At 41.5% G+C, this 13,025-nt stretch carries 10 protein-coding genes; 8 read left to right on the top strand and 2 right to left on the bottom strand.

What is annotated here, in order from left to right; genetic code table 11:
- Positions 1 to 50: 50 nt before the first annotated feature.
- Both IYQ92_RS03935 and IYQ92_RS03930 read right to left on the bottom strand, forming a co-directional pair.
- Positions 51 to 1,013: a LacI family DNA-binding transcriptional regulator gene (locus IYQ92_RS03935; RefSeq protein WP_195675444.1), complete on the bottom strand. Its 963-nt coding sequence runs from the start codon at positions 1,011 to 1,013 to the stop codon at positions 51 to 53.
- A gap of 1 nt (position 1,014) precedes the next feature.
- Positions 1,015 to 2,454, bottom strand: coding sequence for a sucrose-6-phosphate hydrolase (locus tag IYQ92_RS03930; RefSeq protein WP_195675443.1), 1,440 nt, complete (start codon positions 2,452 to 2,454; stop codon positions 1,015 to 1,017).
- 194 nt (positions 2,455 to 2,648) lie between these two features.
- On the opposite strand from IYQ92_RS03930, the gene IYQ92_RS03925 reads away from it, so the two are divergent.
- From IYQ92_RS03925 to alr, 8 genes are all read left to right on the top strand, one after another.
- Positions 2,649 to 4,547, top strand: coding sequence for a sucrose-specific PTS transporter subunit IIBC (locus tag IYQ92_RS03925; protein WP_195675442.1), 1,899 nt, complete (start codon positions 2,649 to 2,651; stop codon positions 4,545 to 4,547).
- A 141-nt stretch (positions 4,548 to 4,688) separates the two neighbouring features.
- Positions 4,689 to 5,570, top strand: a complete 882-nt coding sequence (gene scrK / locus IYQ92_RS03920; protein WP_195675441.1) for a fructokinase ScrK — start codon at positions 4,689 to 4,691, stop codon at positions 5,568 to 5,570.
- A 120-nt stretch (positions 5,571 to 5,690) separates the two neighbouring features.
- Positions 5,691 to 6,641 carry a mannose-6-phosphate isomerase, class I gene (gene manA / locus IYQ92_RS03915; RefSeq protein WP_195675440.1) on the top strand — a complete coding sequence of 317 codons (951 nt, stop codon included), beginning with the start codon at positions 5,691 to 5,693 and terminating at the stop codon, positions 6,639 to 6,641.
- Positions 6,642 to 6,758: 117 nt separating this feature from the next.
- Positions 6,759 to 9,290, top strand: a complete 2,532-nt coding sequence (gene secA, locus IYQ92_RS03910) for a preprotein translocase subunit SecA (protein ID WP_195675439.1) — start codon at positions 6,759 to 6,761, stop codon at positions 9,288 to 9,290.
- An 86-nt stretch (positions 9,291 to 9,376) separates the two neighbouring features.
- Positions 9,377 to 10,408, top strand: coding sequence for a 3-deoxy-7-phosphoheptulonate synthase (locus IYQ92_RS03905; protein WP_195675438.1), 1,032 nt, complete (start codon positions 9,377 to 9,379; stop codon positions 10,406 to 10,408).
- Between the two features lie 2 nt (positions 10,409 to 10,410).
- Positions 10,411 to 11,457, top strand: coding sequence for a 3-deoxy-7-phosphoheptulonate synthase (locus IYQ92_RS03900; RefSeq protein WP_195675437.1), 1,047 nt, complete (start codon positions 10,411 to 10,413; stop codon positions 11,455 to 11,457).
- A 98-nt stretch (positions 11,458 to 11,555) separates the two neighbouring features.
- A complete protein-coding gene (gene acpS / locus IYQ92_RS03895) occupies positions 11,556 to 11,915 on the top strand; it encodes a holo-ACP synthase (protein ID WP_195675436.1) in 360 nt (119 codons plus the stop codon).
- Entirely contained in the window at positions 11,912 to 13,021 is a 1,110-nt protein-coding gene (gene alr, locus IYQ92_RS03890) for an alanine racemase (RefSeq protein ID WP_195675435.1), read from the top strand. The genes acpS and alr overlap by 4 nt, the downstream gene beginning before the upstream one ends.
- Positions 13,022 to 13,025: the final 4 nt, after the last annotated feature.

Genomic DNA, 13,025 nt, shown 5'->3' with positions numbered 1-13,025 from the left:
TTAAGTGCATAAAGAAAACTGTAGATTTGGTGTCAATCTACAGTTTTGTCTTAAATGCTATTTCCAGGATGCAGGCTCACTGGTAGAATGTAATCTTTGCTGGTTTTCTCACAATTAATTTTTTTAAGTAAGACATCAACCAAAAGTTTAGCAATTTCGCTGATGGGTTGCTTGATAGTGGTTAACTGTGGGAAGAAATCCTGTATGAACTGGGTGCCGTCGTAGCCGATGAATTTGATATCGTCGGGGATACGGAGCCCCATTTGACCAGCAACCTTCATGGTGAGCAGGGCTGTCAAATCATCCGAGGTGAAGACACCATCAGGTTTTCGAGTAGCGAGGATTGATTTAATCTCCATTTCACGACGGATGTTGGAGAGGTTATTTGGAATGTGAATAACTTCTGCTTCCTTATTTTGGAAATTGAAGCCTAGTTTTCGGAGTCCTGTTGGGGAGTCGGAGTTATCATTTCCAGTAATCATGATGATTTTCTCACAGCCATTCTTTTGCAATGTCCGCGCAGCCATTTTTCCCCCTTCAAAATTATCCGAAGAGACGATGGGCACGTTTGGTGCGAGGTTGCGGTCGAAAGCGACGATGGGAGCCTCAACGCGCTCGTAATCATCAATCCCAAGGTTGTGGCTACTTGAAATGATGCCATCCACCTGATTGGCTTCTAACATTTCGAGATACTCTTTTTCCTTGATGGGATCGCTCTCGCTATTGCAGATGATGGTTTTATAGCCATGCTGAAAGAGCTCATTTTCAAGATGCTCAATCAGCTCCGCATAAAAAATGTTAGAGATATTTGGAAAGATGAGCCCGATGAGTTTGGCAGATTTTCCTTGAAGTCCTCGAGCTAGGCTGTTGGGCTTGTAACCCAACTCTTTCATAGCATCTTTGACTTTTTGAATTGTTTTTTCCGAGAGATAGCCTTTGTTGTTAATGACCCGAGAGACAGTAGTGGGACTAACACCAGCTAGCTCAGCGACATCAGTTAGTTTAGCGACCATATTAGTAATTCAATTCGTAGTAAGTTCCTGAGATAGAGCCTGATTTGACAGTGATTCCTGTTTGGTCAGTATCTGGGAAGACACGGCTGGTGAAGACTTTTTCACCCTTGTTAACAAAGATTTCAACGATTGATTTATCGACGAAGATGTTTAAAGTGATGTCATGATTGTCAATTTGACAGCTACGGCTTGTTCCAAATTCAGTAGCGTATTGTTGGCCAGCTTGAGAACGATCGAGGACGACTTGACCATTTTCTGTATCGACAGTCAATGACAATCCTTTGCCGTCTTTATCAGCAAAAAGGATAAGTTCAGCTTTGCTGTTAGCCTTAACGGTCACTTCAAGTTCGTAAGTGTTGTTTGTTTGGGCTTTATCAGCTAAGTTTTCTGCTTGCCCACGGAGCTCAGCCATTGCTGCGACAGGGTATTGGTAAAGTTTGCCATCTTTCAGTGTCAATTCTTTAACCAAACTCATAGCGCCTTGGTAGTCGTATTGGTCAGTTGGATAATCTACATCAGGAAGCCCAATCCAGCTCACAATCAAGGCACGTCCGTCAGGCATGTTGAAGCCTTGAGTAGCATAAGCCTCAAACCCGTAGTCGAGGTTGTGGATTTCTGAAGCACCTAGGAGTGCAGGTTTCTCTGTGTCAAACGCTTGACAGATTTTATAAGTGTTGGGATAAATGTTATCGTAGTTGAGTTCTGATTTATCAAGTCCTTGAGGGCTGTAAAGAAGAACTGGTTTGCCATCAACGAAGACTAAGTTAGGACATTCAATCATGTATTCTGAACCAGTGCCACCGAAGTCTAAGTCACCGACCAACTCCCAGTTATGAACGTCATTACCAACAGCTTTATAAAGTCTGATAAAGCCTTGTTTATTAAGATTTTGTGCCCCAATGATAGCGTAAAACTGACCTTGGTAAACAAAGATTTGAGGGTCACGGAAGTGTTCTGTGACGTCTGATGGTTGTTGGATGAGCACTTGGTCAAATTTTTCAATATTGCCATCTTTGTCCATCCAAGCCCCGACTTGAAGAGGGTCGCGAACCCAGTTTTCATCACGAACATTTCCTGTATAGAAGATGAAAAGTTTATCGTCAATCGGATAGGCGCTACCAGAATAGGCACCGTGGCTATCATGTGGGTTATCAGGTTGAAGCTTAACACCTGTTTCTGTAAAATGCACCAAATCTTCAGATTCAGTATGGACCCATTGTTTCAAACCGTGTGCCGCACCAAATGGCCAATTTTGATAAAAAAGATGAAACTTACCATTAAAGTAAGAAAATCCGTTAGGGTCATTTAGCAATCCAGTTTTTGGTTCCAAATGATAAGTCGCATGCCATGGTGATTTGGCTACATTTTCTTCAATATGTTTGATTTCATCAGCTGTCCAATCAGCGTAAGGACGGTAACGAACTTCTGTAGGTAAATTCATTGATTCAGTCTCCTATAACCTAATATTCTATACTAATATAGTAAACGTTTTCGGTTATAAAATCAATTATTTCCCAATAAAAATAAAAATTTCTGCAAAGCGCTTGACATATTTTAAGACAGCATGATAAAATAATAGAGTAAAGAGAGTGAAACGCTTTCAGAACTCAATATTCAAAAGGAGAAGTTTTGCAAATGGACAACACACAAATTGCAAAAGAAGTCATCAAGGCTATTGGTGGTCTTGATAACGTCAACAGCGTAGCTCACTGTGCGACTCGTCTTCGTGTCATGGTCAAAGATGAAAATGCTATCGACAAAGACGCTGTTGAAAACATCGAAAAAGTCCAAGGGGCTTTCTTCAATTCAGGTCAATACCAAATCATTTTTGGTACTGGTACAGTTAACAAAATTTATGATGAAGTTGTATCGCTAGGTATGCCAACAGCTTCAAAAGAAGAACAAAAAGCTGAAGCTGCTAAACAAGGTAACTTCTTCAAACGTGCTATTCGTTCATTTGGTGATGTTTTCGTTCCATTGCTTCCTGCAATCGTAGCGACTGGTTTGTTCATGGGTATCCGCGGAGCTATCAATAACGACACTATCTTGGGTCTCTTTGGAACAACTTCAAAAGCCTTCTCAGCTTCAAACTTCTATACTTATACAGTTGTTTTGACTGATACAGCCTTTGCCTTCTTCCCAGCCTTGATTTCATGGTCTGCCTTCCGCGTATTCGGTGGTAACCCAGTTATCGGTTTGGTACTTGGTTTGATGATGGTTAACTCATCACTTCCAAATGCTTGGAACGTTGCTTCTGGCGCAGCAAAACCAATCTACTTCTTCGGTTTCATCCCAGTAGTTGGTTACCAAAACTCAGTATTGCCAGCCTTCTTCGTAGGTCTTCTTGGTGCAAAACTTGAGAAAAAACTTCACAAAATCATTCCAGATGTTCTTGACCTCTTGGTAGTTCCATTCTTGACATTCCTTATCATGTCAATCTTGGCACTCTTTGTCATTGGTCCAGTCTTCCACTCTGTTGAAAACTATGTTCTTGCAGGAACTAAATTCTTGCTCAACTTGCCACTTGGTCTTTCAGGTCTTATCATTGGTGGACTTCACCAAGTTATCGTGGTAACTGGTGTTCACCACATTTTCAACCTTCTTGAATCACAATTGATTGCTGCTGATGGTAAAGACCCATTCAATGCAATCATCACTGCCGCTATGACTGCCCAAGCTGGTGCAACTCTTGCCGTTGGTGTGAAAACTAAATCTGCTAAATTGAAAGCTCTTGCTTTCCCAGCTGCTCTCTCTGCTGGACTTGGTATCACTGAACCTGCTATCTTCGGGGTTAACCTTCGTTTTGGTAAACCATTTATCATGGGTCTTATCGCTGGTGCTGCTGGTGGTTGGTTAGCTTCAATCTTTAACCTTGCTGGTACTGGTTTTGGTATCACTATCATTCCAGGTACTCTTCTTTATCTTAATGGTCAAGTTCTTAAATATGTCATCATGGTACTTGCAACTACAGCTCTTGCCTTTGTATTGACTTACATGTTTGGTTATGAAGAGGCTGAAGAAGCTGAAGAAGCTGAAAAACCAGCTGCTGAGCCAGCACCAATTGCTACACCAGCAAAAGCAGAGGCTGAAACAATCGTTAGCCCACTTGATGGTGAAACAGTAGCACTTAACACTGTTAACGATCCAGTCTTCTCTTCAGGTGTTATGGGTAACGGTATCGCTATCAAACCAAGCGGAAAAACAGTTTACTCACCAGTTGATGGTACAATCCAAATCGCTTTTGAAACAGGTCATGCTTACGGTATCAAATCTGATAACGGTGCTGAAATCCTTATCCACATTGGTATTGATACAGTATCAATGGATGGTAAAGGCTTTGATCAAAAAGTTAAAGCAGAACAAAAAGTTAAAAAAGGTGATGTTCTTGGAACATTTGACTCAGCAGCAATTGCTGCCGCTGGTTTAGATAATACTACGATGGTTATCGTAACTAATACTGCTGATTATGCAGAAGTTAAACCAGTTGCTGAAGGAACTGTTGCACACGGTGCTAACCTTCTTGAAGTGAAATAATCACTGAGTAATAAAGACCACAGAGGTTGGAATAGGAATTCCAGCCTCTGTATGTTTGTAAAGCCTTAAGTTACTTGCTTTATAGACCCGAATTTTTTATAATAAATATAAAACAAATCAAACTAATTAAGGGGATAAGATATGCCAAAATTATACGGAAGCGTGGAAGCTGGTGGGACAAAATTCGTTTGTGCGGTTGGCGATGAAAATTTCCAAGTTGTTGAAAAAGTACAATTTCCAACAACAACACCTTCTGAAACCATAAAAAAAACAGTAGAATTTTTCCAACGATTTGAAGCTGATTTGGCTGGTGTTGCTATCGGTTCATTCGGTCCGATTGATATCGACCAAAATTCAAAAACTTATGGCTACATTACTAAAACACCAAAACCACATTGGTCAAATGTCAACTTGGTTGGTGAAATTTCTAAACATTTTAAAGTGCCATTTTACTTTACAACAGATGTAAACAGCTCAGCTTATGGTGAATCACTTGTTCGTAAAGGCGTTGAAAACCTTGTTTACTACACAATCGGTACTGGTATCGGTGCTGGTGCTATTCAACGTGGTGAATTTATTGGTGGAACTGGTCACACTGAGGCGGGTCATACTTACGTGGCACTTCACCCACAAGATGTTGCCCGTGAGTTTAACGGCACTTGCCCATTCCACAATGGCTGTTTAGAAGGCTTGGCTGCAGGTCCTTCACTTGAAGCTCGTACAGGGATTCGTGGGGAACTGATTGAGCAAAATTCTGATGTCTGGGATGTTCAAGCTTACTATATTGCTCAAGCAGCTGTCCAAGCTACGCTCCTTTACCGTCCACAAGTCATCGTGTTTGGTGGTGGAGTTATGGCTCAAGAACACATGCTTAAACGTGTTCGTGAAAAATTTGATAGCTTGATGAATGGTTATCTTCCAACACCTAATGCTAGCGAGTATATTGTGATACCAGCTATCGCTGAAAATGGCTCAGCGACTTATGGTAATTTTGCCTTGGCAAAAAAAGTATCAGAACGTTAAACTATTAAAAGAGTTGTGTTGAGCACAGCTCTTTTTGCTATATCTTTGGCTAATAAAGCCTTTACAATTTGACTTAGCGTGTTATAATTAAAGGGAATTTTAAGAGGAATAGGTGATCTAATGGCAGAACCATTATTTTTACAATCAACAATGCACAATAAAATCTGGGGTGGCACAAAATTAAGAGATGTCTTTGGCTACGATATTCCAACGGAGACGACTGGGGAATATTGGGCGATTTCAGCGCACCCAAATGGTGTATCTGTCATCAAAAATGGTGCTTACAAGGGGCAGGCCTTGGATCATCTTTATCAAGAACATCCAGAATTATTTGGCAATCCTAAAGAAGCTGTTTTTCCTTTACTGACCAAAATTTTAGATGCCAATGATTGGCTAAGTGTGCAGGTTCACCCTGATAATGAATATGCCAGAATTCATGAAGGAGAGCTCGGTAAGACCGAATGTTGGTACATTATTTCAGCTGAGGAAGGTTCTGAGATCATCTATGGGCACAATGCTAAATCCAAAGAAGAACTTCGTCAGATGATTGAATCTGGTGACTGGGATCATCTATTGACACGTATCCCGGTGAAGGCTGGGGAGTTTTACTATGTTCCAAGCGGTACCATGCATGCGATTGGGAAAGGGATTCTCATTTTAGAGACGCAGCAGTCAAGTGATACGACCTACCGTGTTTATGATTTTGACCGTCCAGATGCTTCTGGCAATTTACGCGAGCTTCATATCGAAAAATCAATCGATGTGCTGACCATCGGACAACCTGCAAATAGTGTTCCTGCTAAGTTAGCCTTGAAAAATCTTGAATCTACCCTACTGGTGTCCAACGAATTTTTCACTGTTTACAAGTGGCAAGTGGCTGGAGAAGTGCAATTTGAACAGGTTGCACCTTACTTGCTAGTCAGTGTTTTATATGGGGAAGGGCATTTGACGATTGACAACCAGATTTATCCTATTAGAAAAGGTCACCATTTTATTCTTCCAAATGATGTCAAAGCGTGGAAATTCGATGGTGAATTAGAAATTATTGCCAGTCATGTAGCAGTCAATTAGTTGTGTATGGGAAGTCAGATTTAGCCTGACTTCTTTTTGTTAGCGCGGGGTCATTTCTTGAAAAAATAGCTGTATTATGTTAGAATATAGCGATACAGATTATCGAAAGGAATTGTAATGGCAAATATCCTACGTACCGTTATTGAAAACGATAAAGGTGAAATTAAAAAATTAGAAAAAACAGCTAAGAAAGTTGAAGCTTATGCCGACCAAATGGCCGCTTTGACAGATGACGAATTAAAAGCAAAGACTCCAGAGTTTAAACAACGTTACCAAAATGGTGAAACGCTTGATCATATGCTTCCAGAAGCGTTTGCGGTTGTCCGTGAAGCGGCTAAGCGTGTTCTAGGGCTTTTCCCATACCGTGTTCAAATTATGGGTGGTATTGTCCTCCACCATGGTGATATTCCTGAAATGCGTACTGGTGAAGGGAAAACTTTGACAGCTACTATGCCCGTTTACCTAAATGCGCTTGCTGGCGAAGGGGTTCACGTTATCACTGTTAATGAATACTTGTCAACACGTGACGCGACTGAAATGGGTGAAGTTTATAGCTGGCTTGGACTTTCAGTTGGTATTAACTTGGCAGCCAAATCGGCTTTTGAAAAACGTGAAGCTTATAACTGCGATATCACTTACTCTACCAATGCTGAAATTGGCTTTGACTACCTTCGTGATAATATGGTTGTTCGTCAAGAAGACATGGTTCAACGTTCCTTGAACTTTGCACTGGTCGATGAGGTCGACTCTGTTTTGATTGATGAAGCGCGTACACCATTGATTGTCTCAGGGGCAGTAAGTTCTGAAATGAGTCAGTTGTATGGTCGTGCTGATAAATTTGTGAAAACCTTGGTTGAAGAGGACTACATCATTGATGTGCCAACTAAAACCATCGGTCTTTCAGACTCAGGGATTGACAAAGCAGAAAGTTACTTTAACCTGGCTAACTTGTACGACATTGAAAATGTTGCTTTGACACACTATATTGACAATGCGCTCCGTGCTAACTATATCATGCTTTTGAACATTGATTATGTGGTTAGTGAAGACCAAGAAATCTTGATTGTCGACCAATTTACAGGTCGTACCATGGAAGGACGTCGCTTCTCAGACGGTTTGCACCAAGCCATCGAAGCTAAAGAAGGTGTGCCAATTCAAGAAGAATCTAAGACGAGTGCCTCAATTACCTACCAAAACATGTTCCGTATGTACAAGAAATTGGCAGGTATGACCGGTACTGCTAAAACGGAAGAAGATGAGTTTCGTGAAGTTTATAACATGCGTGTTATTCCAATTCCAACCAACCGTCCTGTGGCTCGTATTGACCATGCTGACCTTCTCTATCCAACACTTGATTCTAAATTCCGTGCGGTTGTTGCAGATGTTAAGGCTCGTCATGAAAAAGGCCAGCCTGTCTTGGTGGGTACCGTTGCTGTTGAGACCTCTGACTTGATTTCTAAAAAATTGGTTGAAGCTGGAATTCCACACGAAGTTTTGAATGCTAAAAACCACTTTAAAGAGGCCCAAATCATTATGAACGCTGGTCAACGCGGTGCGGTTACTATCGCCACCAACATGGCCGGTCGTGGTACGGATATTAAGCTTGGTGAGGGTGTTCTTGATCTTGGCGGACTCTGCGTTATCGGTACAGAACGTCATGAAAGCCGTCGTATTGATAATCAGCTCCGCGGACGTGCTGGTCGTCAAGGGGACAAGGGTGAGTCACAATTTTACCTTTCTCTTGAAGATGATTTGATGCGCCGTTTCGGTTCAGAACGTATTAAATCAGTACTTGACCGTATGAATCTTGCTGAAGAAGAGACAGTCATTAAATCACGTATGTTGACACGTCAAGTAGAGTCAGCTCAAAAACGTGTTGAAGGTAACAACTACGACACCCGTAAACAAGTCCTCCAATATGACGATGTTATGCGTGAACAACGTGAAATCATTTATGCTAACCGTCGTGATGTCATCACCGCCAATCGTGACCTCGGTCCTGAGATCAAGGCTATGATTAAACGTACCATTAACCGTGCCGTTGATTCTCATAGCCGTAGTGATAAAAACTCCGCAGCAGAGGCTATTCTTAATTTTGCTCGCTCAAACCTTCTGCCAGAAACATCAATTGGTTTATCAGATATTACGCGCCGTAAGGACAATGAAATCAAGGATATGCTTTATGAGCGTGCTATGGACATTTACCAACAACAAATTTCAAAATTACGAGATGAAGAAGCGGTTATCGAATTCCAAAAAGTCTTGATTTTGATGATTGTTGACAACAACTGGACAGAGCATATTGATGCCCTTGATCAATTGCGTAATTCGGTTGGTTTGCGTGGTTATGCCCAAAACAACCCAGTCGTTGAATATCAATCTGAAGGTTTTCGTATGTTCCAAGACATGATCGGAGCTATCGAATTTGATGTCACACGTACGATGATGAAAGCTCAAATTCACGAACAAGAACGTGAACGTGCTTCAGAACATGCGATAACAACGGCTGAGAAAAACATTGCTGCGCAGTCTATTGATGCTGACCCAGCAGAACTTGATGCTGTTTACCAAGGTGTCGGTCGTAATGAGCTCTGCCCATGTGGTTCAGGAAAGAAATTCAAAAACTGCCACGGGAAGAAGTCAATTTAAATAAACAAGAAAATTCAGAAAATTTCTTTCAATTATTTCTTGAAAGTGATATAATAGCAATACTATCAGAATTAGGGAGTCCTATTATGTCATTTAAATCAGTAAGTGGAAAAATTAATATTGAAGAAGTGCGTAGTCTGTCTAAGTTGACGGGCGAAGCTTTGGCAAAAAAAGAAGCGCGTGATCGTGAACTCGAAGCAATTATAAAGGGTGAAGATGACCGCCTTCTTTTGGTTATTGGTCCATGCTCATCAGATAATGAAGAAGCTGTTCTTGAGTATGCAAAACGCCTTGCTAAATTGCAAGAAGAAGTGAAAGATCGCGTCTTTATGGTGATGCGAGTCTACACAGCTAAGCCACGTACTAACGGTGACGGTTATAAAGGCTTGATGCACCAACCTGACACAGATGCAGCCCCAAGCCTTATCAATGGAATCAAGGCTGTGCGTAACTTGCACTACCGAGTGATCTCTGAAACTGGTATGACAACTGCGGATGAAATGCTCTACCCAGAAAATTGGCCATTGGTTGAAGACCTTGTGTCTTATGTGGCTATCGGAGCGCGTTCTGTTGAGGACCAACAACACCGTTTTGTAGCGTCAGGATTTGATGTGCCTACTGGTATGAAAAACCCAACATCTGGTAACCTTAATATTATGTTCAATGGGATTTACGCAGCTCAAAACAAGCAATCTTTCCTTTTCAATAACGAAGAAGTAGAAACAAGTGGTAACCCATTGGCACATGCGATTTTGCGTGGTGCCACAAACGAATACGGTAAAAATGTGCCAAATTACTACTATGACGATGTTCTTGACGCCATTGCCCTATATGAAAAACATGGCTTAAAAAATCCTATGATTGTGGTTGATACTAACCATGACAACTCAGGTAAACAGTATTTGGAACAAATTCGTATCGTTCGTCAAACATTGATTAATCGCGATTGGAATGAAAAGATTAAAAGATATGTTCGTGGCTTCATGATTGAATCTTATTTGGAAGATGGTCGTCAAGACCAACCTCAAGTCTTCGGAAAATCAATCACAGACCCATGTCTAGGTTGGGAAAATACAGAAGTGCTAGTGCGTGAAATTCATGAAACGTTAGGAAAATAAGTATGGGAATTCATCAACGAAGTGAAACAATCGATATTGCAAAAGTTAAGGAACTATCAAAATTAGAAGGTGATTTTCTTGCTCGCAAGGAGACCCGTGATGCCGAATTGGCTAAGATTATCAAGGGTGAAGATGACCGTCTGCTCTTGATTATTGGCCCATGTTCATCAGATAATGAAGAGGCTGTCCTTGATTATGCAAATCGTTTGGCAAAACTTCAAGAAGAAGTGAAAGATAAAATTTTCATGGTTATGCGTGTTTACACAGCTAAACCACGTACCAATGGCGATGGTTATAAAGGGCTCATGCATCAGCCAGATACATCTAAATTGCCAGATTTAATCAATGGTATCGCAGCGGTGCGTCATTTGCATTACCGTGTTATCACCGAGACTGGTTTGACCACAGCGGATGAAATGCTCTATTCTGCCAACTATTCATTGGTTGATGATTTGGTGTCTTACCACGCTATCGGTGCTCGTTCGGTTGAAGATCAAGAGCACCGCTTTGTAGCTTCTGGAATTGATGCTCCGACTGGCATGAAAAATCCAACTTCTGGTAACCTGAATGTCATGTTCAATGCGGTTTACGCAGCACAAAATAAACAAAATTTCATGTACCGTAGTGCAGAAGTTGACACGGATGGAAATCCGTTAGCACACGTTATTTTGCGCGGTGCTACCAATGAACATGGTGAAAATGTTCCGAATTATTACTACGATGATTTGTTGAAGGCTATCGCTAAATATGAAAAAATGGGACTTCAAAATCCATTTATCGTCATCGATACTAACCATGATAATTCAGGTAAACAGTTTTTGGAACAGATTCGTATCGTCCGTCAGACCTTGATTAACCGTGATTGGAATGAAAAAGTTAATCAGTACGTTCGTGGATTTATGATTGAATCTTATTTGGAAGATGGACGTCAAGATAGTCCAGAAGTTTATGGAAAATCAATCACAGACCCATGTTTGGGCTGGGATAAAACAGAAAAAATGATTCGTGAGATTCATACAACATTGAGTCATGGTCATTTGAAGCATTGATTTCTGAAAACTAGACAGTTTATAGAAAATAGGGAGTGGGAGAAGGATGGAGACGCATTGGTATCAAAATCCTACCCACTCTTTTTGAGGAGAAGAGAATGATTCTTGGACATGGGATTGACCTGCAAGAAATTAGTGCTATTGAGAAGGCTTATAGAAGAAATCAACGGTTTGCGCTCAAGGTGCTGACTCCTAAAGAATTGGCAGTATTTAATCATTACAGTGCTATGAAGCGTAAAATGAGCTATTTAGCTGGGCGATGGGCGGCTAAAGAAGCCTTCTCAAAAGCTCTAGGGACAGGTATTGGAACGGTTGGCTTTCAGGATATTGAGGTCTTAACGAATGATAAAGGAGCCCCAATCATCACCAAGTCCCCTTTTGAGGGACGCGTCCACATCTCGATTTCTCACAGCGGTGATTTTGTTCAAGCAAGTGTAATTTTGGAGGAAAAATCATGATTTCATCATATCGTCGTCCGACTAAGGCTCTCATTGATTTGGAAGCTATTTCGGCAAATATTTCTGTAGTGCAGGCGCACATTCCACAAGGGAAAAAGACCTTTGCTGTCGTTAAGGCAAATGCTTACGGCCATGGTTCGGTGGCTGTGTCGCAGCATATTAAGCATCAGGTGGATGGCTTCTGTGTGTCCAATATGGATGAGGCCTTAGAGCTCCGCCAGGCTGGTATTGCCAAGATGATTCTGGTTTTAGGAGTTGTCATGCCTGACGAAGTGGCGATTGCTAAGGATTATGATATTACTTTGACTGTTGCTAGCTTAGAATGGCTGGCGCTGGCTGAGAAGCTGGGTGCTAATCTGGCAGAACTTAAAGTTCATATTAAAATTGATTCAGGTATGGGTCGAATTGGTTTCCGTAGTCTTGAAGACGCTAATCAGGCTATTACTCAACTGACTGAGGCTGGCGCCAAGGTTGAAGGTATTTTTACCCACTTTGCGACTGCCGATGAAGCCGATAACCGTAAATTTAACCAACAATTAGTGACTTTTAAAGCCATTATTGATGGTCTTGATGTTTGTCCCGAACTGGTTCATGCGTCTAATTCAGCGACTAGTCTTTGGCATAGTGAGACAATTTTTAATGCGGTTCGACTTGGAATTGTCATGTATGGTCTTAATCCAAGTGGCACTGATTTGGAATTGCCTTATGATTTGAAGCCAGCTCTCAGCTTAGAATCAGCGCTTGTCCATGTTAAGGAGTTGTCTGCTGGTGACCAGGTCGGTTACGGTGCAACTTATGCTTCCCAAGAAAGTGAATGGCTTGGTACGGTGCCGATTGGTTATGCGGATGGCTGGACCCGTGATATGCAAGGTTTTTCGGTCTTGGTGGATGGTCAAGAATGTGAAATCGTTGGTCGTGTGTCTATGGACCAGATGACCATTCGTTTACCGCGCCAGTACAAGCTTGGTAGCAAGGTGACTTTGATTGGGCGTCAAGGCAATCAAGAAATCACAGCGACAGCTATTGCCCAAAAACGCGGAACTATCAACTATGAGGTGCTCTGTCTTTTGAGTGACCGCATTCCGCGGATGTACGATGATAAATAAGATG

It is taken from the genome of Streptococcus sp. HF-1907 (genome assembly GCF_015594605.1).
GTDB lineage: Bacteria > Bacillota > Bacilli > Lactobacillales > Streptococcaceae > Streptococcus.
This window is presented reverse-complemented; position numbering and strand designations above follow the sequence as displayed.